A 24,036-nucleotide genomic window follows, 5' to 3' on the forward strand; every position below is an offset into this window, starting at 1 on the left:
GGGTTGAAATCGAAAGAGCCATCCCCATTTAACTAGCATGCTAACAAATGGGGTGGGTCATACTACCTTTCCTGTTCAAAGGAGAAAACCAGCGTATGTATCCTGACGTAATGTTGTTCGTGAACGGTCAATGGCAGCCGGCGGCCGATGGAGGCAGTCTGGATGTAGTCAATCCGGCCACGGAAGAGGTCATCGGACAGGTTGCCCGAGCCGGTCAGGCCGACCTTGACAAGGCGCTTGACGCGGCCTCGACGGCTTTCGCTACCTGGCGTATCACTTCTCCGCTCGAGCGAGGCAAGACCATGCGTCGCGCTGCCGAACTGCTGCGTGAGCGGGCTGACCATATTGCCGGCATCATGACTCGCGAGCAGGGCAAGCCGCTGGCTCAGGCCAGGGCTGAAACCCTGGGCGCTGCGGATACGATCGACTGGTTTGCCGGAGAAGCCCAGCGTACATACGGTCAGTTGGTGCCGGCACGTCAGCCTGATGTGCAGCAGCAGGTAAGCAAGCGTCCGGTGGGCGTGGTGGCTGCCTTCACGCCGTGGAACTTCCCGATCAATCAGGTCGTGCGCAAGCTGTCTGCAGCCCTGGCTGCCGGCTGTACCATTATCGTCAAGGGGCCGGAGGAAACGCCGGGGTCTCCCGCCGAACTGGTGCGCGCCTTTGCTGATGCCGGTGTGCCTGCCGGCGTCATCAACCTTGTGTACGGTGTGCCGGCTGACATTTCCGAGTACCTGATTCCGCACCCGAAGGTGGCCAAGATTTCCTTTACCGGTTCGACGCCGGTCGGCAAGCATCTGGCAGCACTGGCTGGTCAGCACATGAAGCGGGCCACGATGGAACTGGGCGGTCATGCCCCCGTGCTGGTATTCGAGGATGCCGATCTGGATGTGGCAGCCCGCGAAATGGCGCTGGCAAAATTTCGCAACGCGGGTCAGGTCTGCATCGCGCCTACCCGCTTTCTGATTCAGGACGCGGTTTATGACACCTTCATTGACAAGTTTGCCGCCGAAGTGAGGGCGCTCAGGCAGGGCGATGGTCTGGATGAGGGCACTACGATCGGGCCCATGATCCATGGGCGTGGCCGTGACAATATCGAGGCGTTCGTCAATGACGCCGTCGAGAAGGGGGCGCAGGTGGTCACCGGCGGCAAGCGCGGCGAAGGCAAGGGATTCTTCTTCGAGCCGACCGTGCTCAAGGATGTTCCTGCTTCTGCGCGTGCCTGGAGCGAAGAACCGTTTGGCCCGGTTGCGCTCTTCCAGTCCTTCAGCGAGTACGATGAGGCGGTTGCCGAGGCAAATCGTCTGCCGTTCGGCCTGGCGGCCTATGCGTATGCGCGTGATCATCGCCTTGTGGCAGCGCTGGGGCGTGACGTTGAATGTGGCATGCTGACCATCAACCATAACGGGCTGGGTCTGCCTGAAGCTCCGTTTGGCGGTATCAAGGATTCCGGTTATGGCACTGAAGGTGGCAGTGAAGCCATCGAGAGCTATCTGGAACTTCGTTATGTCACTCAGGCTGCCCGCTGACGCGGTAAGCGCTGGATTGATATACTGATGAGATGACGCCGGCGTAGCCGGCGTCATTTTTTTGCGGGACGCACAGGGTGCGGCAGGACATCAGGAGACAGCATGCCCGAGTTACCCGAAGTGGAAACCACCCGTCGAGGCATTTTGCCCTACGTGGAAGGGTTCGAGATCAATGAAGTACGGGTACGCTTTCCGACATTGCGTATTCCGGTGCCCGACGGTCTGGAAAACCGACTGGTTGGTCGGACCGTTACTGCGATAACGCGACGGGCCAAGTACCTGTGTATCGAGGTGGAGTCGGTCAGGGTGCTGTGGCATCTGGGCATGTCCGGCAGCCTGAGGCTGGTGGCACCGGGAACACTGCCCCGAAAGCACGATCATATCGATTGGGTCATGTCCTCCGGCTGGGTCCTGCGCTATCACGACCCTCGCCGGTTCGGGCTGATTGATCTGGTGGATGACTGGGACCGTGACCCCCGGCTGGCCCGGCTCGGGCCGGAGCCGCTTGATGATGGGTTCACCGCGCAGGTGCTGTTTGATCGCTCTCGGGGAAAGCGAGTGGCAGTCAAGAATTTCATCATGGATAACGCCGTAGTGGTAGGCGTAGGCAATATTTACGCCAACGAAGCGCTGTTCATGTCCCGGGTGGACCCGCGCCGGCCGGCCGGTGAGCTGGAGCTGGCCGAGTGCCAGGTGCTGTGCGCGGCGATTCGCCAGGTACTGGCTGCTTCCATTGAGCAGGGCGGCACGACCCTGCGTGACTTTGTCAGCGGCACCGGTGAGCCGGGCTATTTCGCCCAGCGGCTTTATGTTTATGGACGTCGTGGTGAAACCTGCAGGGAATGCGGCACGCTGCTGGAAGGTGTGGTGATCGGTCAGCGTGCGACGGTCTTTTGTCCGACCTGTCAGCACTGATCCCGGACGCGGCAGGATTCAGGTTATCCACACCCGGTCGGGCCGTATCTGATGTGCCATCGTCTGTTGGTGGCTTACGCAGTCGGCGCAGGCGTGTATCATTCCCCCATACGCTTGTTGGCAGCCCTTAAGGGCTGCCCGCGACATATTGATGGCCTGCGGGCCCCAGGATGAGTTTTCCCATGTCTGATGTATCCATTACCCGGCGCCTGAGCCTCAAGAAAAATGCCGATAAACGGCTCAAGGCCGGGCATCTTTGGCTTTATTCCAACGAAATAGACATCACCAAGACGCCGCTGAAGGATTTTGAAGCCGGCGCGCAGGCGATTGTTGAAGCTGCCGGTGGCAAGGAACTGGGTGTCGCCTACGTCAATCCCAACTCGCTGATCTGCGGCCGAGTGGTCTCCCGGGACCCCAACGTGCGGCTCGATCGCTCGCTGCTGGTCCATCGATTCAAGCAGGCACTGGCCCTGCGTCAGCGCCTGTTCGACAAGCCCTTTTATCGTCTGGTGCACGGTGAGGGTGACCTGTTGCCGGGCCTTGTGATTGATCGTTTCGATGATATCCTGGTCGTGCAGCTCAATACGCTGGGCATGGAACGCATGCGTGACAGCATTATTGACGCCCTGAACAAGGTGGTTTCACCCCGGGTCATCGTATTCAAGGGAGATACCAGCGGGCGTCGCATGGAGTCGCTCGAGCCCAGCATCGAAGTGGTGCAGGGGGAACTTCCCGAGGCGGTGATGATGGAAGAGAACAATACCCGTTTTGAAGCGCGCGTGATCGATGGCCAGAAAACCGGCTGGTTCTATGATCACCGTGTCAACCGGGCGTGGCTTAATCGTCTGGTTGAAGGCAAGCGGGTGCTGGATGTCTTCAGCTATGTTGGTGGCTGGGGGGTACAGGCCGCCAATCATGGTGCCAGCCAGGTCATGTGCGTTGATGCCTCGGGGACTGCACTGGAGCATGTCGGCCGTAATGCACGCCTCAATGGCGTTGAAGACCGGGTCTCCGTGCAGGAAGGTGATGCCTTTGAGGTGCTGTCATCCCTCAAGGCGGCCGGTGAACAGTTTGACGTGGTCATTCTCGATCCCCCCGCGTTCATCAAGAAGCGCAAGGACATCAATAACGGCGAGCGGGCCTATGGCCGCCTCAATCGTGAAGCGATGCGCCTGATGGGTCGTGATGGTCTGCTGGTTTCCGCGTCCTGCTCCATGCACCTGGCCAGCGAGCGTCACATCGACCTGGTGCGTGGCGCAGCCCGCCATCAGGATCGTCATGGCCAGCTCATCTTCCAGGGACACCAGGGCCCGGATCATCCGATTCATCCGTCGATTCCCGAAACCGCATACCTCAAGGCGCTGGGTGTTCGGGTATTTCGTGACTGAGCATGAGCGGCCGGGGCAAGCCTCTGGCCGTGGACAGTAATGTGAAAGCGGGCCGATGACTGCCATGTCATCGGCCCGGTCTGTTTCAGGAGGACACCATGGCACATTTGAAAGCAGTACAGGGCAGGAAGGCGCCTGCCACGCCACCATCACGGCCCCTTGGCCTGCCGGGGATTGCCGCTCTGGCGCTTCTTCTGGCAGGGCTTGGCTGGCTGGCGGGCATGGTCAGCCTGGTGCAGGCAGCGCTGCTTCTGGTCGGCAGCGGCCTGGGCGTTGTGCTTTATCATGCGGCCTTCGGCTTTACCTCCGGATGGCGTCGCATGATTGTCGAGCGGCGAGGTCGAGGGCTGCGCGCCCAGATGCTGTTGCTGGCCGTGGCTGTGGTGCTGTTTTTCCCGCCCCTGGCCAGTGGCACGCTGTTTGGCCATCCGGTACACGGCTTTGTTTCGCCGATCGGTGTATCGGTCGTGGCCGGGGCCTTCATGTTCGGTCTGGGCATGCAGCTGGGCGGAGGGTGTGCGTCGGGTACGCTGTTTACCGCCGGGGGTGGCAATGCCCGTATGGTGATAACGCTTGTGTTTTTCATCATCGGCTCGGTGCTGGCGACCATTCACTTTGACTGGTGGATGAGCCTGCCGGCGCTGGCCCCCGTGTCGCTGCCTGAAACAATGGGGTCTGCCAACGGTATTTTCCTGAGTCTTGCCCTGTTCGGCGTGATTGCGCTGGCCACGCTATGGCTTGAAAAACGTAGGCACGGCAGTGTGGAGGCCAGTGGTGGCGTATTGCCGTCGGACCGTTCTCGCTGGCTGCGAGGCCCGTGGCCCCTGTTGCTGGGGGCACTGGCTCTGGCACTTCTGAACTTTGCAACCCTGGCACTGGCCGGGCGGCCCTGGGGGATCACTTCTGCCTTTGCCCTGTGGGGCGCGAAAGGTGCGGCGATGATCGGTTTTGATCCGGGCAGCTGGGCCTATTGGCAGGATGCCGGTCGGGCCGCGTCACTCAAGGAAGGAATCGATCACGATGTAACCTCGGTCATGAATATCGGTATCGTGCTGGGAGCCATGGTAGCGGCATCGCTGGCCGGTCGGTTTGCGCCGAATTTTCGAATTCCGCTGCGCTCGGTGGCGGCAGCGGTCATTGGCGGCCTGTTGCTTGGGTACGGTGCGCGTATTGCCTTCGGCTGCAATATCGGTGCCTATTTCAGCGGCATTGCCTCGGGTAGCCTTCACGGGTGGGTGTGGATGGTGTTTGCCTTTGCCGGCAACATGCTGGGCGTCCGCCTGCGGCCGTTTTTCTTCCGTGCGCCATATCGGCCTGCCGTCAAGGGTTGTTGAACTGTCCCGAGCGTAAAGGCACATGGTCGGCCGATGAGGGGCCTGAAAGGCACACCCGATTGCGGCCGTTGTGTTTCGCCTGATAGAGCGCGGCGTCGGCCGCGCTGGCGGTGGTATCGAACTGTCTGACGAGAGTCGGCGTGATGGCCACACCGATACTGACGGTGACATCAAGCAGGCCGCCGGCGGTGTGAAACGGTGCGCCTGCCACCGCGCGGCGTATGTCTTCGGCGCGCTGCCATGCTGTCTGTGGGGTGCTGTCTGTCAGCACGACCAGAAATTCTTCACCACCCCAGCGGGCGACCAGGGCATGATCCTTGAGCGTCTGACGAATGCGCTCGGCAAATTCGATCAGCACTGCATCGCCTTCTTCGTGGCCGTATCGGTCGTTGATCTCCTTGAAGTGATCGATGTCCAGCATCAGCACGGCGCTGGTGGTGCTTGAAAAGTGCATTGCGCCAAGCAGGCGTGCCACTCCGCGGCGATTGGTGAGTCCGGTGAGGTGATCCGTTTCGGCCTGCTCGATCAGGCGCTGATTGGCCCATTCACTGCTCATTGCGATAAAGCCTAGGTATACCATGATGCTTGTGACCTGATCGAAGATCATTGGGCCCTGTCCGGCACTGGTCATCGTGACGGCCTCTTCGCTGGTAAACAGTAATGCTATCCCGATGGCGAAGCTCATCAGGTACCCCAGAAAGGCCGCTGCGACCACGTATTGTGACCAGAGCCGTTCGTGGCGAGCCCGGTATATTTCGATGACCACCAGCCCCGCGCCCAGCCCTGCCATCAGATAGAGTGCCGACATTTCGGTTGTCATCGGGACGGACAGTGCGGGCAGGACAATGTAACTCGCCCCCGCCAGCCCGGTAAGTGTCAGAACATGACGCCATTTCCCGGGCTTGTCGTAAAAGAGGCGAAGCCCGTTCCATGATAGCGCCATGCTGGCCGTGTAGGCGCTGAACATGAGTGCCCCGAGCATCGGGGCAGGCATGGCTTCCTGGGGGATCGACAGTGCGATGATCGATCCTGCTGTCGAAGTCGCAAGCGCACCGCCCCAGTACCAGAGGTATCGGGCCTGTGGGCTTCTGGCGATCATGACCGAGAACACAATGAAAAAGCCGACCCGGCTCAGGATGCTCGAGAAATGAAAGGTGGTGATGTCAAGTTCCATGCCGTGTGTACTCGTATCGTCGTGGCCTCGGACAGAAGACAGTGTGAGTGGGCGTCTTCCCGGGATCGGTAACCGATGCCGGTGTCCTGTATCAGCCGCTCCGGGTTGATCTCGACATCACATGTTCCTGCGCAGAAACGCTGTGTCGGTACACAGGGGCGGCTGATGGGCCGGAGGGCCTGATCAGCAGGGCAAGCACCATGGCCATGCATCTGATGGTCCAGGATACTGCCGCGCATGTCTGTACATGAAACGATCTTGATGAACGCGGCGTAGTGATGCTTATCGGCGAGGTGGTGTCAGGCTTTGGTCGTTGATGAGGAAATATTGCACCCATGCTGATGCGGGGTGAACGAAAAAAGGCGCCGCAAGGCGCCTTTTGAAGAGATTGTCCTGCGATGGGGTCAGGACGAGAGGGCGGCCTTGAGCCCCGGCGCGTACTCGGCACCGTGAGGCACTGTCAGAGAGGCACCTTCAAGTGCATCGCCGACAGGCTCGAACTGCCCACCCAGCACATCGGCCAGAAAGGCTTCGGTCACGGCATTGAAGGCGATGTTGTTGACGGGGCGTGCAAATCCATGGCCCTCATCGGGGAAAAGCACATACGTCACCGGGATATCATTGGTGCGCATGGCTTCCACAATCTGATCACTTTCAGCCTGCTTGACTCGTGGGTCGTTGGCGCCCTGACCGATCAGCAGCGGACGCTGGATGCGCCCGGCATGCGTCAGTGGCGAGCGGTCCCTGAGCCAGGCTCGGCCTTCTTCGGTTTCCGGAGATGCCATGCGGCGATACATCTGCTGACGACCGGCCTCCCAATAGGCGGGAATGCTGTCCAGCAGTGTCTCGAGGTTGGACGGTCCCACGATATCGACCCCGCAGGCAAAAACGTCCGGCGTCATGGTCAGCCCGGCAAGCGTTGCATAGCCCCCGTAGGAGCCGCCCATGATCGCAACGCGAGCCTTGTCGGCCACGCCTGCACTGACAGCCCAGTCCACGGCGTCCAGAAGGTCGGTGTGCATGGCGGTGCCCCACTCGCCATCCCCGGCACTGGTAAAGCGTTTGCCAAACCCGGTAGAGCCTCGGAAGTTGACCGATAGTACCGCATAGCCACGGTCGGACAGCCACTGATGGTAACTGTTGCTGCCATAGCCATCGCGTGCCCAGGGGCCTCCATGAACCAGCAGCACCATGGGGAGCGGCGTTGCCGGTGTGGTGAAGCCGTCACCGTCACTGGCGCCCCTGGGCAGGGTCAGGTAGGCGGTCAGGGTCAGGCCGTCGCGTGCGGTGATCTCCAGCGGCGTCATGCCGTTGAGCGGTGCACCTTCGAGCTCGGGACGGCTGACAAACAGGGAGGTAAGCGCACGGGCTTTTCTGTCGAACAGCCAGGTGTGAGCCGGTGCTGTTACCGGATCATTAACGACAATCCAGAAACGGTCATCCCGCGTACGGGACGTCACGTGAACATCTCCCTTGAGTTCACTTTCAAGCCACTGAAGGCTCTCCTCGATGTCGCCATCCTTGAAGTACCACTGTTCGCGCAGGTAGTCGACGGACCAGGCCTGCACCTCGCGACGGTCGGGACTCAGCATGACATCAGTAATGTCGGCCCGCTGGTCGTGAGCAATGACGGTCAGGTCACCGCTTTCCCAGTCCTGGGCGGTCAGGGCCGCGGTATCACGCCCACGGCTATCGATCCAGTACAGGGTTTTCCCGTCACGGGTAAAGCCGGCCGGACCGGTGTTGCTGCTGTCTTCAAACCCGACGGTGGCAAAGGGCTCGGGATCGATATCCGTCCCGCTGACGCGGAAGAATTGTTCCCCGCCGTCCGGGGCCGGGCGCATGGCCAGTCTGAGGTTCAGGTCATCATCTGCCAGAAAGCCGCCGTAGCCTTCGTTTTCCAGTACCTTCTCAAGCCGGCCGTCAGCCAGATAGAGTCGATAGACGTCATGCCAGCGAGGGTCACGGTCATTCAGGCCGATCAGCAGGTGGTCGGTGACATCCGGGCTGATGCCGATGACCATGACACGAATATCATCCTGAGGTGTCAGGAGTCGCGGCCCGCTGCCGGTGGTTTCGACGGCAAAGAGGCGAAAGTTTTCATCGCCTCCCTGGTCGTTGACGTAAAGCAGTTGCCGGCTGTCGGGTGACCAGAAGTAGCTGCGTATCGGCCGCGTTTGCTCATGCGTCAGTGGCTTTGCTTCATCGGGGTGTTGTCTGGGTGCGACCCACAGGTTCAGTACGCCATCAACCGGCGCGATCCAGGAAAGCCAGTGCCCGTCAGGGCTGGTTTTGGCACCAATACGAGTCGGGTTGCCGAACAGCTTTTCACGTGAGATCAGCGAGCTGCCGCCGGAGGTGCCGGCGTCGGGGGCTGCGGACTGCAGATACGGGGTGGAATACGTTGTCATCCAGCGCATGAAACCTCCTTGTTCAAACGGGCATGTTGCCTCTTCATTACTCAATGGCGGTGAGAGAGGCGGATATCAAGCCGGTTCGGTTCGCGTCGCTGCAATCGCCTGGGTAATATACGGTTCCATCAGGGCTGCCGTGGAAGTTACCGGCGCCATTTCACCTTGCCATTGTAGACACTTGCGACGGACTTCGATGACTCATACCCGCATTCTCACCGGCATCACCACCACGGGCACTCCGCACCTGGGCAACTACGTTGGCGCCATCCGGCCGGCCATTGAGGCCAGCCAGGACAGCGCGATGGAAACCTTTTATTTTCTGGCCGATTTTCATGCCCTGATCAAGGCACGTGACCCTCGGGTGGTGGAGCAGTCCCGGCTGGAAATCGCTGCTACCTGGCTGGCGCTAGGGCTGGATACCAATCGGTCTACTTTTTATCGGCAATCCGATATTCCCGAGATCCCCGAGCTGGCCTGGCTGCTTTCCTGTGTCTGCGCCAAGGGTCTGATGAACCGCGCCCATGCCTACAAGGCGGCCGTGGCGGATAATGAGGAGGGCGGCAGTGCCGACCCGGACCGTGGTATTACCATGGGTCTTTATGGCTATCCGGTGCTCATGGCTGCCGATATCCTGATGTTCAATGCCAACCGGGTGCCGGTCGGCCGTGATCAGGTTCAGCATATAGAGATGGCGCGCGATATTGCCGGCCGATTCAATCACCTCTACAAGGGGCAGTACTTTACGCTGCCCGAGGCGGTCATCGACGAGCGAGTGCAGCTCCTCAACGGGCTTGATGGGCGCAAGATGTCCAAAAGCTACGACAACACCATTCCGCTGTTTGTCAGCGAGAAAAAGCTGCTGAAGCTGATTCGCAAGATCAAGACCAATTCCCTGGAGCCGGGGGAGCCCAAGGAGACAGAAGGGGATACCCTGTTTCAGATTTATCAGGCCTTTGCCGACACTGCCGAGACTGAGGCCATGCGTCAGCGATATGCCGAGGGCATCGGCTGGGGAGACGCCAAGAATCAGCTGTTTGAGCTCGTCAACGAGCAATTGACCGCGCCGCGTGAGCGTTACTACTCGTTGCTGGATGATCCCGGCCACATCGAGCAGATTCTGCAGCAGGGGGCGGAGAAGGCACGCGAGGAAGCGGCGAAAACCCTGGATCGGTTACGCAGTGCCGTTGGCCTGGGGCGCTTTATCTAGGGCATGGTGGTTTCCCGGTGGCTTTTTTCAAATTAAAAAAACCACCGGGACAGAGTGTCGACAATGTTAGAATGATTACTTCACAGGCGGCTATCCTGTCGCCTGTCACTATATCGTTTCCGGCTACTACACTTGTAGCCACATTCCACTCGCCGACGTTCCGGCAACGCTGTTGTCGTGATGGAGGCTGCCCATATGGACACTTTTGTCTGGCGGCCTGCAGCCGGCCTTCCATGTCATTACAGCATGAGTGAGATCATGAGCGAATCATCCAAACGCCCGTTGTACATTCCCTATGCCGGCCCGAGCCTGCTCGAGATTCCCCTGTTGAACAAGGGGTGCGCCTTTACCCTTGAAGAGCGAGTCGATTTCAATCTGATCGGTCTGCTGCCCAATCGGGTCGAGTCCATCGAGGAGCAGGTCGAGCGCGCCTATCTTCAATATACGCAATGCAGCAACGACCTTGATCGTCATATCTATCTGCGTGGCATCCAGGACGACAACGAAACATTGTTCTTCCGCCTGCTGGAAGAGCACCTCTACGAAATGCTGCCGATCATTTACACCCCCACGGTCGGCCAGGCGTGCGAGAAGTTTTCCGAGATTTATCGCAATCACCGCGGATTGTTCATTTCCTATCCGGACCGTCATCGCATGGACGACATCCTGCGCAGCGCTACCAAGGATAACGTCAAGGTCATCGTGGTGACCGACGGCGGACGTATTCTCGGGCTGGGCGATCAGGGGATCGGTGGAATGGGCATTCCGATCGGCAAGCTGTCGCTTTATACCGCGTGTGGTGGCATCAGCCCGGCGTATACCCTGCCGATCGTGCTGGATGTCGGGACCGACAACCAGGACCTGCTGGATGATCCGATGTACATGGGCTGGCGGCATCCGCGTATCGAGGAAGATGAGTACTATCAGTTTGTTGAACTGTTCGTTGATGCCGTAAAGCGTCGCTGGCCGAACGTGCTGCTGCAGTTCGAGGACTTTGCACAGAAGTATGCAAACCCCCTTCTTGAAAAGTACCGTGACGATATCTGCTGCTTCAACGATGACATTCAGGGCACGGCCTCCGTGGCACTGGGGACCATCATGGCGGCCTGTTCTGCCAAGAACGAACGCCTGAGTGATCAGGTCGTTGCCTTTGTTGGCGCCGGTTCGGCCGGGTGTGGTATTGCCGAACACATTGTCGTGGCCATGACCGATGAGGGCATTTCCGAAGCCGAGGCGCGCAAGCGTGTCTACATGATTGACCGCAATGGCCTTGTGACTGACGACATGACCGGTCTTTATCCCTTCCAGCAGCGGTTGGCCCATGCGCGCGACGATATGGCCAGCTGGAGCAGTGATGGGGCGCTGGTGTCGCTGATGGATGTGGTAAGCAATGCGGGCGTGTCCATTCTGATCGGTGTGTCTGGGCAGAAGGGGCTGTTTTCGGAAGAGGTCATCAAGATCGTGCATGCGCACTGTGATGTGCCGCTGATCATGCCGCTTTCCAACCCGACGTCCCGTGTCGAGGCTCTACCGGAAGATATTATTCGCTGGACCAACGGAAAGGCACTGGTTTGTACCGGAAGCCCGTTCGAGCCGGTCAGCTTCGAAGGACAGGACATTCCGATTGCCCAGTGCAACAACTCCTACATCTTCCCGGGAATCGGGCTGGGTGTTGTAGCTGCAAGGGCGTCTCGAGTTACTGATGAAATGCTGATGGCCGCTTCGCGCGCACTGGCCGACAGCTCCCCCATCGTTCAACACGGTGAGGGTGCGTTGTTGCCATCACTCAAGGACGTTCAACCCCTGAGTCGGTCGATTGCCCTGGCCGTGGCCAAACAGGCGCAGAAGGAGAAGGTGGCGCTAGAATCCAGTGAAGAGCATCTTCGCGAAGAGATCGATCGTCACTTTTGGCATCCACGCTATCGTGAGTACCGTCGCGGCGCTTTCTAAGGTGCCGGATAGTCCCGGATTTCTGCAATAACGTACTGCACCGCGGGCACCAGAGGCTGGCGGTGCTTTTTATTACAGCCTGTTTCCTGATAAAAAAACGGCGGCCCGAAGGCCGCCGTAGTTATTGCTGCATTGTCTCTGCTCAGTCGAGCATGCTGCGCAGCACGTAGTGCAGGATACCGCCATGGCGGTAGTATTCCATCTCGTTGGCCGTATCGATTCGGCACCTGGCTGAAATGGTTTTCTCGCTGCCATCGTCAAAGGTAATGCTGACATCGACATCACTGCCCGGTGACAACTCGCCCAGACCCTTGATGGAGATCTTCTCATCGCCGGTCATGTTCAGGGAGTTGCGGTCTTCTCCTTCCGGGAACTGCAGTGGCAGCACGCCCATGCCGATCAGGTTGGAACGGTGGATACGCTCGTAGGATTCGGCAATGACTGCCCGAACGCCCAGCAGTCGCGTGCCCTTGGCGGCCCAGTCACGCGAGGAGCCTGTCCCGTATTCCTTGCCGGCAATGACAACCAGCGGCGTGTCATCTTCCATGTACTTCATGGCAGCGTCGTAGATCGACATCTCGTCGCCGGACACCACATGCCGGGTGTAACCACCTTCCACGTTGTCGAGCATTTCGTTTTTGATGCGCACGTTGGCAAAGGTACCGCGCATCATGACTTCATGGTTGCCACGGCGTGAGCCGTAGGAGTTGAAGTCCTTCACTTCGACGCCGTTTTCCTTCAGGTAACGACCTGCGGGGCTGTCCGGCTTGATGGAGCCTGCCGGTGAAATGTGGTCTGTGGTGACCGAGTCCCCAAGCTTGGCCAGCACACGGGCATCCTTGATGTCCTTGATGCTGTCGGGCTCACGGCCCATGCCTTCAAAGAAGGGCGGGTTGCTGATGTAGGTGGAGTCTGAAGACCAGTTATAGACCTCGCTGGGCTCAACCTTGATCGATTTCCAGGTTTCATCACCGTCAAAAACCTCGTCATATTCCTTGCGGTACATGTCGGTCTTGACGCGCTCAACGGCTTCGGCAATTTCCTTCTGGCTGGGCCAGAGATCCTTCAGGAACACGTCGTTGCCATCACTGTCCTGGCCCAGTGCATCGCTGGTGATGTCGATACGCATGTTGCCGGCCAGTGCATAGGCTACGACAAGGGGGGGTGACGCCAGCCAGTTGGTCTGGATGAGCGGGTGGATACGCCCTTCAAAGTTGCGGTTACCTGACAGTACCGAGGCCACTGTCAGCTTTTCGTCCTGCATGGCCTTTTCGATCGGGGGCGGCAGGGGCCCCGAGTTGCCGATACAGGTGGTGCAGCCATAACCGACCAGGTTGAATCCCAGTGTATCAAGGGATTCCTGGAAGCCGGCCGCTGCCAGATAGTCGGTGACGACCTTGGAGCCGGGTGCCAGGGAGGTCTTGACCCAGGGTTTGGTCTGCATGCCCTTTTCGACTGCCTTCTTGGCCAGCAGGCCGGCAGCCATCAGGACACTCGGGTTGGAGGTGTTGGTGCAGGAGGTAATGGCCGCAATCACGACAGCGCCATGGTCAAGCCGGAAGTCGCTGTCCTTCCAGCTGACATTGGGGTTGTCCCGATAGCTGTTGCCAACGTAAGGAGCCGTCTGGCCACCTTCGCTCATCCACTTGCCATCTTCCGTTTCCCCCTGTCGGGTACCCTGCTCGTCAAGCAGCTTCAGGAAGGTGGATTTCATGTCTTTCAGTGAAACACGATCCTGCGGACGCTTTGGCCCGGCAAGGCTGGCTTCGACCGTGCTCATGTCCAGCCCGAGCGTATCGGTAAAGATGGGTTCCTGGCCGGGCTCGCGCCACATGCCCTGAGCCTGGGCATAGGCCTTGACCAGTTCAATCTGCTCCTGGCTGCGGCCGGTCAGCTTCATGTAGGTCAGGGTTTCATCGTCCAGCGGGAAGAAGCCACAGGTGGCGCCATATTCCGGAGCCATGTTGGCAATGGTGGCCCGGTCTGCCAGCGGCAGGTCCTTCAGGCCATCGCCATAGAACTCGACGAACTTGCCGACTACTCCTTTCTTACGGAGCATCTGGGTAACCGTCAGCACCAGATCGGTAGCGGTGATGCCTTCATTGAGCTTGCCTTCGAGCTTGAAGCCAATGACTTCCGGGATCAGCATCGATACCGGCTGCCCCAGCATGGCGGCCTCCGCTTCAATGCCGCCAACGCCCCAGCCCAGTACGCCCAGGCCATTGATCATGGTGGTATGAGAGTCGGTACCTACCAGGGTATCGGGAAAGGCAAAGGTCTTGCCATCTTCTTCCTTCGTCCAGACCGATTTACCCAGATACTCCAGGTTGACCTGGTGGCAGATGCCGGTACCTGGCGGCACTACGCTGAAGTTGTCGAAGGCCTGCTGCCCCCAGCGAAGGAACTGATAACGCTCCAGGTTACGTTCCATCTCGATCTTGACGTTATCTTCGAATGCGTCGTCATCGCCGAAATGATCGACCATGACCGAGTGGTCGATGACCAGGTCAACGGGAGAGAGGGGGTTGATCTTGTCCGGTGACTCGCCAAGTGCCTTGACGGCGTCACGCATGGCGGCCAGGTCGACCACGCCGGGAACGCCGGTGAAGTCCTGCATCAGTACACGTGCCGGGCGGTAGCCGATCTCACGGGTGGAACGGCAGTCCTTCTGCCAATCAACCAGAGCCTGAATGTCATCTTCCGTGGCAGTTTCGCCATCCTGATAGCGTAGCTGGTTTTCAAGCAGTACTTTCAGGGTGAAGGGCAGCTTTGAAATATCACCGTAGGCCTTTTCTGCACTGGCCAGGCTGTAATAGTGGTAGGTCTTGTCACCGACTTTCAGCTCGGAAATCATTTCGTTGGGATCCTTGGTGCTCATCATCCTCCTCCTCACTCATCTTTTGGCAGAGTGCTGCTTCATTGCGGGTCGTGAACAGCATCGTTGTAGGGTCACGGTAACGTATACTTCGCAGACGTCGACACCCTGACGGCGCCGTGCTGACTAGAAGATAGATGTGTCACGCGGTTTCTGCTCGATTTGCAGTGGTTATTCCAGTGTAGACAATGAACCGGCCATTATGCACAGACAGAGCTGAACTACACTTCAGGTCCTTGATGATGCACATCCCCGGATGGCGTCCGTCAGTTTCAATGAGGTGGTGTCATGAATGAAGAACTGCTTGAACCACGCCAGGTTCAGTGTCCGTATTGCGGGAGTGAATGCACCCTGTTGGTCGATATCAGTCAGGGGTCCATCAGTACCATCGAAGATTGTGAGCGCTGCTGTGCGCCGATGCAGATTGACATCGAGGTGGATGAGGGAATGGGAACGCTTTCGTCACTGACCGTGCATCGAGACGACAATAGTGATCAGTAGGGCGACGAGACATCGACCTATGTCGTACTATTGATGCTATAGGGCGACACTATTTTTACCATTGCCTTATTTAAATTGGCAATTTCTGCCCTGACTTATACGATTGGTTTGTTTTCTTAGCCCGATACCTGAATTCAATTTGTACGAAGGAGATATTCATGAGCGTACTCGTAGGCCGTCAGGCCCCTGATTTCAATGCCTCTGCTGTTCTGGGCGACGGTTCTATCGTTGACAGCTACACGCTTTCCGAAAGCAATGGCAAATACCGCATTGTCTTTTTCTGGCCGCTCGATTTCACCTTTGTGTGCCCGTCCGAGATCATTGCCCACGACAACCGTCTGGAAAAGTTCAAGGAACTCGGCGTTGAAGTCATTGGCGTATCCATTGACTCCCAGTTCACGCACCACGCCTGGCGCAAGACCTCTCCGGATGCCGGCGGTATCGGTGAGGTTCGCTTCCCGATGGTAGCTGACGTAAAACACGAGATTGCTCAGGCCTACGGCATCGAGCATCCCGAAGCCGGCGTTGCACTGCGCGCTTCCTTCCTGATCGACAAGGACGGTATCGTTCAGCATCAAACCGTCAACAACCTGCCTCTGGGCCGTAATGTGGATGAGATGGTGCGCATGGTTCAGGCACTCCAGTTCCACGAGAAAAACGGCGAAGTCTGCCCGGCAGGCTGGGAAGAAGGCAAGGAAGGCATGAAGGATACGGCAGAAGGGGTCGCCAAGTACCTTTCTTCCAACTCCTCCAGCCTGTAAATGGTGCCAGGGGTACCTTGAAGGTGCCCCTGATCGCATCCATATACGCAGTAACAGGTTATGGCCTGATGATGCCCTTGCGGGTGTCCTCAGGCCGTTTTTATATGCATTGACGTACCGAAGTGCTGTACTGCTTCGCCTGATGATGAGGTCTTCATGAGTGATGTTCGCCATCGATCCGTGATCATTCTGGGCTCCGGCCCGGCCGGATACTCCGCCGCTGTCTATGCTGCCCGCGCCAATTTGAAGCCCATGCTGATTACCGGGATGGAAATGGGTGGCCAGCTGACTACCACCACCGATGTCGATAACTGGCCAGGTGATGACAGTGGCGTGCAGGGACCTGAGCTGATGGAGCGTATGCGGCGCCACGCCGAGCGTTTCGAGACCGAGATTGTTCTGGATCACATTGAAAGTGTGACGCTTGATGAGCGCCCCTTTACCCTCAAGGGAGGGAGCGATACCTATACCTGTGATGCGTTGATCATTGCGACCGGTGCCAGTGCACTGTATCTGGGAATGGAATCCGAGAATCGCTTCAAGGGGCAGGGTGTATCTGCCTGTGCGACCTGTGATGGCTTTTTCTACCGCAATCAGGACGTGGTTGTGGTCGGTGGCGGCAACACGGCTGTCGAAGAAGCCCTTTATCTTTCCAACATCGCCAAAACCGTCACGCTGGTGCACCGCCGTGATTTCCTGCGGGCTGAAAAAATCCTGCAGGACAAGCTGTTCGACAAGGTCGAGAACGGCAATATCCGGCTCGAATGGAACCATGTGGTCGATGAGGTGCTGGGCGATGGCAGCGGTGTGACCGGCGTGCGTCTGAAATCCTTCGAGGGGGAGGATACGAAGGAGCTGGCAGCGACAGGTCTGTTCGTGGCCATTGGCCACAAGCCCAATACTGACCTGTTTACCGGTCAGCTTGACATGAAGGACGGTTACATAGTGGTCAAGTCGGGTCTGGAAGGCAATGCTACGGCGACCAGTCTGCCGGGCGTGTTCGCCGCCGGTGATGTGGCTGATCATGTCTACCGTCAGGCCATTACCTCCGCCGGCAGTGGTTGCATGGCAGCGCTAGATGCCGAGCGTTATCTGGACGGGCTTGACCCGTCGGTACCACATTCCGCCTGGTAATTCGGTGTGATGTGCAGAGTCGCGCTGTTCAAGGGGAGCCTCTGGCTCCCTTTTTAATGTCTTTTCAACGACCGCCGATACAAAACAGGTGGTCTGCTGTATCAGGTATCAGTAATGTGGGGGCAGGTCGTCGCTGGGTTGCCAGTTATCCTGGTGCGAGCCATCATCGTTATCTAGGCGCTGCAGCTTTTGTTGTGCAAGTTGCAGTTGGCGTTCCAGCCGGTCAATGTGACGTTGTTGCGAGATGACGGTGGCATCAAGCTGCTCCAGCCAGTCTTCCTGGTAGGTCGTGCGGCTTTCCATGTCAGTCAATCGGCTTACCACTTCGGCGAGCGCAATGTCAATCGCCGTGTTACACTTTGACGAGTCTGAGGAACTACTCATGCAGGCTGACTCCGGCGCGGGTGCGTGGGTGGGACATTACATTCAATTCCAATAATTGTAGAGATATCCAGGTATATGAGTCGTAAATCATTGCTGCATTGTACTGTTATCAGTGCCGTTCTGGCGCTGCTGTTACCTCTTTTGATACAGGGCCTTTGGATGGCGGCCGGCAGCTCGCCTCTGACATCGGCCATGGACCCCCTTCTTGCCTACCTGTTGACTGCGGTAGCCGGTTTTATCGTGCTGGAAGTGGCTACCCTGCTGGCGCGGCCATGCCGGCAGCAGGCACAGGCTTCATCTGCACCGGCCTCGACACATGCACCTGCCGCTACCCCTGATGTAGAGGATGACGATCGCGAACAGGGCGTGGTCAAGTGGTTCAATGTCAACAAGGGGTATGGCTTTATCACCCGTGATGTTGGCGGTGAAGAAGACGTATTCGTCCATTTTCGCGCCCTGCGTGGCAAGGGGCATCGTACTCTGGCCGAAGGGCAGCGGGTACGTTATTACGCCATGCGCAACGACCGTGGGCTGCAGGCCGAAGATGTGACCGTCATTACCTGACGTCTGCGCTGAGTTATCATGACGCCCCGGCACGCCGGGGCGTTCTTGTATCGGTCAGGCCCCTGGATCCGGCCAGTGAAAGACTTCTTCTTCACCGGAAGCCAGTACACGGAAGAACCGGTCGGGTTCATCGCCTGGTTGCCACCCCCCAAGAGAGCAGCGCACTTCAATGCCGAGTGATTCACGGGCATCACGTGCGCAGTCCACGTCCCGGGCCCAGGGCGTGGCATCACTGTCAAGCCACAGGCTCATGAAGCGGTCTGCTGCCTTTTCAATCAGCAGTACAGGAACCGTGCCGCCGGGAGTTTCGACCCGTGCTCGCCATTGTCCCTTGCTGCTGGCCTTGAGCGTTACCGCCTGTTCAAGCCGGTCACTCAACCAGCGCTGTACAGCGTCCAGTGACACCGGGGCCAGATAAATCTCGATATCCGGGTAGTGTTCCGTCATCAGTCAGTGTCCCAGCAGGCGTTGGAAAATGGCCTGGTAGCAATCGCTGAGCGTGTCCAGATCGGTAGCCCGAACACGTTCATCAATCTGGTGAATGGTATCGTTGCAGGGGCCCAGTTCGATGACCTGGGTTCCCAGTGTGGCGATGAAGCGCCCGTCCGAGGTGCCGCCGCTGGTCAGTAGCTGTGGGGCCTCGCCGGTGACGGCACGAACGCCATCGACAACACTGTCGAGCAGGGCGCCAGCCGGGGTCAGGAAGGGTTCGCCGAACAGCGTCCAGTCCAGGCTGTATTCAAATCCGAAGCGGTCGAGCAGGGCGCAGGTGCGCTCCTTCAATTGCTCGGCGGTGACTTCGGTGGAAAACCTGAAATTGAAGACGACATCCAGCGTGCCGGGCACCATGTTGGTGGCACCTGTGCCTGCATGAATGTTGGAAATCTGAAAGCTGGTCGCGGGAAAAAAGGTGTTGCCTTCATCCCATTGCTCGCGTGCCAGGGCATCCAGCGCCGGAGCGGCCAGATGAATCGGGTTGTCGACCATATGCGGGTAGGCCACATGCCCTTGTTGGCCAAATACACGAAGCGTGGCGCCCAGTGAGCCGCGTCGCCCGTTCTTGACCACATCGCCCAGTCGAGACGTGGATGAGGGTTCACCCACGATGCAGTACTCCGGGCGCTCGCCACGCTCGGCCAGGGTTTCAACCACGGCCCGTGTACCATGGATGGCTGGTCCTTCCTCGTCACTGGTGATCAAAAAGGCCAGTCGTCCCGGGTGGTCAGGCTGCTCGGCAATAAAGCGTTCGACGGCAGTGACCATGGCGGCCAGGCTGCCTTTCATATCCGATGCACCGCGTGCCCGCAAATAACCCTGTTCATCAATGAGGGGTGTGAAGGGCGGCTGCTGCCATGACTGTTCCGGGCCGGTAGGTACCACATCGGTATGCCCTGCCAGCACGAGCGTCGGGCCGGTGCCTCGGGTAGCCCATAGGTTGGTAACGCCGTGAGTGTTCATGGCCTCGATGTGAAAGCCCAGTGCTTCCAGACGCTCGGCAATGAGGGCCTGGCAGCCGGCATCGTCTGGTGTCACGGAGGGGCGGGCCAGCAGGTCACAGGCAAGTTGCAGTGTATCGGAAAGCGTGTCAGGCATGAGGTATCCGTCAAACGGGAAAGGCGCCGGCAGTACGCCGGCGCGCAGTCTTAGTTGTGGGCGTGCAGCGCGTCATTAAGGGCAATTGCGCTTTTATTGGTGCGGCACTCGAGCCGCCCGCTTACCGAGTTACGCAGAAACAGCAGGTCGTTCTGGCCTGCCAGTTGGCGGGCAGCTACCGTCTCAACGTCCTGCCCCTGGTCGTCCAGAACGGCCACCTTGGCTCCGGCGGTAATGTAAAGTCCGGCTTCGACGGTGCAGCGATCGCCCAGCGGGATGCCAATACCGGCATTGGCGCCGATCAGGCAGTTTTCACCCGTACCGATCACGATGTTGCCTCCGCCTGAAAGGGTACCCATGGTGGAGGCGCCGCCACCAAGGTCAGAGCCCTTGCCGAGCATGACGCCTGCCGAGATACGACCTTCCACCATGCCCGGGCCTTCGGTGCCGGCATTGAAGTTGCAGAACCCTTCGTGCATGACCGTGGTGCCTTCACCAAGATAGGCACCGAGTCGCACCCGGGCGGTATCGGCAATGCGTACGCCGCCGGGCACCACGTAGTCAGTCATTTTCGGAAACTTGTCGACGCAGTCCACGGACAGCGTACGGCCTTCCAGACGCGCCTTGAGCTGGCGGGTCTGAAGTTCGGCAATATCGATGGCGCCTTCACTGCTCCAGGCAATGTTTTTGAGCAGGCCAAACATGCCGGTCAGGTTGACGTCATGAGGCTTGACCAGGCGGTGCGACAGCAGGTGCAGCTTCAAATAGACTTCCGGGACACTGGCAGGTGAGGCGTCTTCATCGATGAAGGTAGCGACCAGCGGGCGCTGGCTTGCTGTCATGGCCTTGGCGAGCTCTGCCTGTTCGGTGAAACCGGCTTCGCTGAAGGCATCTGCCAGTTGTCCCGCATGTTCCGGCAACAGGCTGATGGCCTGTGTGCCGCCTTCCGCGTTCAGGATGCGTCGGGCGGCATCAGTCAGGGCTGCATCAGGATGATGCAGCGGCGCCGGATAGTAGATCTCCAGCCAGTCGCCCTGTGTATTTTGAGTGCCGATGCCGAGTGCGAAGCTGAGCATGTCGAGTAGTCCTTTTTGAAAGTCGAGGGTTACGCCGTGGGGGCGTCGCCTGAATCATTGATAAGCTGTTGGTAGCGCGTGGCGTCGAACCCGACCATGACCACCTTGTCCGATGCCATCAGTATCGGGCGCTTCATGAGTGACGGGCTGGATTCCAGGAGGTGGTCGGCGGCGTCGAGCCCCTGGTCGTTGTCCAGTGACTGACGTTCGCTTTCGCTGAGGTTTCGCCAGGTCGTGCTGCGGCGATTGATCAGTGTGGCCGGGCCTACCTGTTCCAGCAGGCTTCGGCGACGTTCCGCGGAAACAGTGTCCTTGCGGACATCGATAACCTGATAGTCAATGCCGGCATTGTCGAGCCAGCGACGCGCCTTGCGACAGGTATCGCAGGTGCTCAGTCCCAGAAAGGTGAACATGAGTGATCCCATTGGGGGGAGGCCGGTAACGGCAGACGTCCCGAGGTACAAGGCGCCCGATTATAAGCGGGCCGGGCAACTTGCTCAAATGCGGATGGGTCGCCGGCTCAAAGACCGGCTTCGGTATTGAGTACATCGCATAGATGAGTGCTGAGCTCATCAAGCCTGGTGCGATCGGTGATGGCCTGGCCCTGCTGATCAATAATGAAGAAGATATCTTCGACACGCTCGCCCAGCGTGGCAATCTTGGCGCCGGACAGGGCAATGCCCTGCTCCATGAAAATACGGCCAATGCGCGCCAGCAGGCCCGGGCGGTCTGCGGTAATCAATTCCAGCACGGTGCGGTCATTGGCATCGTCCTGTTCGATATGTACCCGGGTGGGCACCCGGAAGTGCTTGAGCTGGCGCGGTGTATGGCGCGCCACGATGCGCGGATAATCGTCCGGGTCATCCAGTTCCTCGACCAGGTGCTCGTGAATGCCTCTCAAGCGGCCGGGGTCTCGTATGGGTTCGCCCTGCTCATCCAGCAGGATGAAGGTGTTGAGTGTCCATTGGTTGCTGGAGGTGGCGATGCGGGCATCGTGAATAGACAGGCCCAGCTGCTCGATGGCTGCTGCGGTTGCCGCAAACAGGTTGTTGACCGAGCGCGTGTGGATGAACACCTTGGTGCCACCGTCCGCCATGTCCTCGGTCGGCGCGCTGATCAGAATCAGCGGCATGACCTGATAGTTGGATTCGAGTATGCCCAGTGTGTGCCAGGCCACTTCGCTGGGGCTGTACTGCAGGAAGTATTCATCGCCCAGGGTGTGCCATAACCTGTCCACCTGGTCGAGCGGTGCATTCATGCCGGCCAGTAGGGCATGAGCTTCCTCGCGGGTTTCATTGACCCATTCCTGCCGGTCCAGTGGGTTCTGAAGGCCTCGGCGCAGGGCCCGTTTCGTTTCGGTATGAAGTTGACGCATCAGTGATGCGCGCCAGCCATTCCACAGCGAGGTGTTGGTGGCGCTGATATCTGCGACCGTCAGCACATAGAGATAATCCAGCTGAAGCTCGTTATGCATTTGCCCGGCGAATTCGCGGATCACTTCCGGGTCGGTGATGTCGCGCTTCTGGGCGGTCTTGGACATCAGTAGATGGTGAGTCACCAGCCAGCTGATCAGTTGGGTATCCCGAGCGCTGATACCGTGGCGTGCACAGAAATTGCGGGCATCTTCGGCGCCAAGCAGGGAATGATCGCCTCCACGCCCCTTGGCCACATCATGAAACAGGCCGGCAATCCACAGGATGTCGTGGCGAGGCAGTTGATGCATCAGGGCGGCGGCCAGCGGAAATTGCTCATCCCTGCGGGATTCTCGAAAGCGCTGTATGCCTTCCAGCAGGCGCAGGGTGTGGGCATCCACGGTATAGATGTGGAACAGGTCATGCTGCATCAGGCCGACGGCATGCCCGAATTCCGGCAGGTATTTGCCCAGAATGCCGTAACGCGCCATGCGGGTCAGCTGAAGTGGCACATTGCCCCGAGCGCGCAAGAGCTCCATGAAAAGGCTTTGATGGCGAACATCGTTGCGGAAGGCATCATCGATCAGGTGGCGGTGGTCGCGTATCAGTCGAATCGTTTCAGCACGTACACCTTCAATGTCAGGGTGCTGGGCCATCAACAGAAACAGTTCGAGCAGCGCCGAAGGGCGGCGCGTAAAGACATGCGCGTCACGGGCCTGAATATAGCCATCGCGGATTTCAAACCGGTTATTGATGGGGGTGATGCTCGGGGCCTCACCAGCGCGAAGAATGCGCTCTTCGAAATGCTGCAGCAGCATGTCGTTGAGCTCTACCAGGGTGGTGACAATGCGGTAATAACGGCGCATGAACTGCTCGACCGCAAGGTGTTCCTCGGTATCCTGGTAGCCGAAGAATTCGGCGATGGCGCGCTGATGATCAAACAGCAGCCGGTCCTCTGCTCGGCCTGCCAGCATGTGCAATGCGTAACGCACCTGCCATAAAAAGGCCTGACCCTGGCTCAGGATGCGCAGGTCGGTGTCCACCATGAAGCCCCGTTCGACAATTTCCTCGTACAGCCGGGCGCCGAAATGCCGCTTGGCGACCCAGCCGACCATTTGAATGTCGCGAAGCCCGCCTGGCGAGCTTTTGATATTGGGTTCAAGGTGGTATTCGGAATTGTTGAATTTGTAGTGGCGGCTGATCTGTTCCTGCCACTTGGCTTCAAAAAAGGCCGGGCTGGGCCAGATGATGTCCGGGCCGATGCGTTCCTTCATCATGCCACGCAAGCCGTCATTGCCGGCAATGGTGCGCGTCTCGAGCAGGTTGGTAATGACGGTAACGTCATCACGGGCTTCGCGTTCGCAGTCGTTCAGTGACCGGACGCTGTGGCCGATGTCGAGTCCGATATCCCAAAGAAAGGTAATGAAGTCCGACAGGGGCTCGCGAAAGGGAGTGTCGTCGTCCTCTTCGAGCAGCATCAACAGATCGATGTCGGAGTGGGGGTGCAGTTCTCCGCGCCCGTAACCCCCAACAGCCAGCAGGGCTACAGCCTTGCTCGGCCAGTGCTGGCGCTGCCAGGCAATGCGCAGTAACTGGTCCAGGCACCATGCTCGACCGTGGATCAGGTCCCGTATGTCTGCGCCAGCCATGAACCGCTCGTCCAGTCGGGCCGTGATGTCACGCAGTGCCTGCTTGAACAGGGGGACCGGATGGCGTGCGTCGTTCAGTGCCTGTTCGAACTCCCCGATATCAAACAGTGTCGGGTCGGGAACAAAGCGGTAATGATGCAATAGCATGGTTCGGCTCTCGGCGTGACGCACGATAG

19 protein-coding genes are annotated in these 24,036 nt (G+C 58.8%); 10 read left to right on the plus strand and 9 right to left on the minus strand.

Going from position 1 to position 24,036, the window contains the following annotated elements; genetic code table 11:
* The first annotated feature begins 95 nt into the window (after nt 1-95).
* The 4 genes from NAT21_RS02020 (at nt 96) to NAT21_RS02035 (ending at nt 5,166) form a co-directional block, all read left to right on the plus strand.
* Nucleotides 96-1,529, plus strand: a complete 1,434-nt coding sequence (locus NAT21_RS02020) for an NAD-dependent succinate-semialdehyde dehydrogenase (RefSeq protein ID WP_250935273.1) — start codon at nt 96-98, stop codon at nt 1,527-1,529.
* Nucleotides 1,530-1,631: 102 nt separating this feature from the next.
* On the plus strand, nt 1,632-2,444 hold the full coding sequence (gene mutM, locus NAT21_RS02025) for a bifunctional DNA-formamidopyrimidine glycosylase/DNA-(apurinic or apyrimidinic site) lyase (protein WP_250935276.1): 813 nt from the start codon (nt 1,632-1,634) through the stop codon (nt 2,442-2,444).
* A gap of 197 nt (nt 2,445-2,641) precedes the next feature.
* A complete protein-coding gene (locus tag NAT21_RS02030) occupies nt 2,642-3,832 on the plus strand; it encodes a class I SAM-dependent rRNA methyltransferase (protein ID WP_250937949.1) in 1,191 nt (396 codons plus the stop codon).
* Between the two features lie 98 nt (nt 3,833-3,930).
* The gene (locus tag NAT21_RS02035) at nt 3,931-5,166 is read left to right on the plus strand and encodes a YeeE/YedE family protein (RefSeq protein ID WP_250935278.1); all 1,236 of its coding nucleotides are present in this window, start codon (nt 3,931-3,933) and stop codon (nt 5,164-5,166) included.
* Here NAT21_RS02035 and NAT21_RS02040 read toward each other — a convergent pair.
* Nucleotides 5,153-6,340: a GGDEF domain-containing protein gene (locus NAT21_RS02040; RefSeq protein WP_250935280.1), complete on the minus strand. Its 1,188-nt coding sequence runs from the start codon at nt 6,338-6,340 to the stop codon at nt 5,153-5,155. The two genes, NAT21_RS02035 and NAT21_RS02040, sit on opposite strands and share 14 nt — an antisense overlap.
* A 404-nt stretch (nt 6,341-6,744) precedes the next feature.
* Nucleotides 6,745-8,760, minus strand: coding sequence for a S9 family peptidase (locus NAT21_RS02045; RefSeq protein WP_250935283.1), 2,016 nt, complete (start codon nt 8,758-8,760; stop codon nt 6,745-6,747).
* A gap of 187 nt (nt 8,761-8,947) precedes the next feature.
* Here NAT21_RS02045 and NAT21_RS02050 point away from each other — a divergent pair, with 187 nt between their 5' ends.
* A complete protein-coding gene (locus NAT21_RS02050; protein WP_250935285.1) occupies nt 8,948-9,961 on the plus strand; it encodes a tryptophan--tRNA ligase in 1,014 nt (337 codons plus the stop codon).
* A gap of 258 nt (nt 9,962-10,219) precedes the next feature.
* Entirely contained in the window at nt 10,220-11,911 is a 1,692-nt protein-coding gene (locus NAT21_RS02055; RefSeq protein WP_250935287.1) for an NAD-dependent malic enzyme, read from the plus strand.
* Between the two features lie 142 nt (nt 11,912-12,053).
* Here NAT21_RS02055 and acnA read toward each other — a convergent pair whose 3' ends face one another.
* Nucleotides 12,054-14,789 carry an aconitate hydratase AcnA gene (gene acnA / locus NAT21_RS02060; protein WP_250935289.1) on the minus strand — a complete coding sequence of 912 codons (2,736 nt, stop codon included), beginning with the start codon at nt 14,787-14,789 and terminating at the stop codon, nt 12,054-12,056.
* Between the two features lie 285 nt (nt 14,790-15,074).
* Between acnA and NAT21_RS02065 the strand changes: the two genes are divergently transcribed.
* The 3 genes from NAT21_RS02065 (at nt 15,075) to trxB (ending at nt 17,182) form a co-directional block, all read left to right on the plus strand.
* The gene (locus NAT21_RS02065; protein WP_250935292.1) at nt 15,075-15,287 is read left to right on the plus strand and encodes a zinc ribbon domain-containing protein; all 213 of its coding nucleotides are present in this window, start codon (nt 15,075-15,077) and stop codon (nt 15,285-15,287) included.
* A gap of 158 nt (nt 15,288-15,445) precedes the next feature.
* Nucleotides 15,446-16,048 carry a peroxiredoxin gene (locus NAT21_RS02070; RefSeq protein ID WP_250935294.1) on the plus strand — a complete coding sequence of 201 codons (603 nt, stop codon included), beginning with the start codon at nt 15,446-15,448 and terminating at the stop codon, nt 16,046-16,048.
* Nucleotides 16,049-16,204: 156 nt separating this feature from the next.
* Nucleotides 16,205-17,182 (plus strand): thioredoxin-disulfide reductase, encoded by a 978-nt coding sequence (gene trxB, locus NAT21_RS02075; protein WP_250935296.1) that lies wholly within the window; start codon nt 16,205-16,207, stop codon nt 17,180-17,182.
* A 108-nt stretch (nt 17,183-17,290) separates the two neighbouring features.
* Here trxB and NAT21_RS02080 read toward each other — a convergent pair whose 3' ends face one another.
* Entirely contained in the window at nt 17,291-17,566 is a 276-nt protein-coding gene (locus NAT21_RS02080) for a SlyX family protein (protein WP_250935298.1), read from the minus strand.
* Between the two features lie 75 nt (nt 17,567-17,641).
* Here NAT21_RS02080 and NAT21_RS15465 point away from each other — a divergent pair, with 75 nt between their 5' ends.
* Nucleotides 17,642-18,130 carry a cold-shock protein gene (locus NAT21_RS15465; protein ID WP_284732644.1) on the plus strand — a complete coding sequence of 163 codons (489 nt, stop codon included), beginning with the start codon at nt 17,642-17,644 and terminating at the stop codon, nt 18,128-18,130.
* 54 nt (nt 18,131-18,184) lie between these two features.
* Here the strand turns inward: NAT21_RS15465 and NAT21_RS02090 are convergent, their stop codons facing one another.
* From NAT21_RS02090 to NAT21_RS02110, 5 genes are all read right to left on the minus strand, one after another.
* Entirely contained in the window at nt 18,185-18,577 is a 393-nt protein-coding gene (locus NAT21_RS02090; RefSeq protein ID WP_250935301.1) for a hypothetical protein, read from the minus strand.
* A 3-nt stretch (nt 18,578-18,580) separates the two neighbouring features.
* Entirely contained in the window at nt 18,581-19,723 is a 1,143-nt protein-coding gene (gene dapE, locus NAT21_RS02095) for a succinyl-diaminopimelate desuccinylase (protein ID WP_250935303.1), read from the minus strand.
* A gap of 50 nt (nt 19,724-19,773) precedes the next feature.
* Entirely contained in the window at nt 19,774-20,799 is a 1,026-nt protein-coding gene (dapD, locus tag NAT21_RS02100) for a 2,3,4,5-tetrahydropyridine-2,6-dicarboxylate N-succinyltransferase (RefSeq protein ID WP_250935305.1), read from the minus strand.
* Nucleotides 20,800-20,828: 29 nt separating this feature from the next.
* On the minus strand, nt 20,829-21,212 hold the full coding sequence (locus tag NAT21_RS02105; RefSeq protein WP_250935308.1) for an arsenate reductase family protein: 384 nt from the start codon (nt 21,210-21,212) through the stop codon (nt 20,829-20,831).
* Nucleotides 21,213-21,319: 107 nt separating this feature from the next.
* Nucleotides 21,320-24,007: a [protein-PII] uridylyltransferase gene (locus tag NAT21_RS02110; RefSeq protein ID WP_250935309.1), complete on the minus strand. Its 2,688-nt coding sequence runs from the start codon at nt 24,005-24,007 to the stop codon at nt 21,320-21,322.
* Between the last annotated feature and the right edge of the window lie 29 nt (nt 24,008-24,036).

The sequence above is a fragment of the Larsenimonas rhizosphaerae genome (assembly GCF_023700005.1).
In the GTDB taxonomy this organism is placed as follows: domain Bacteria; phylum Pseudomonadota; class Gammaproteobacteria; order Pseudomonadales; family Halomonadaceae; genus Larsenimonas; species Larsenimonas rhizosphaerae.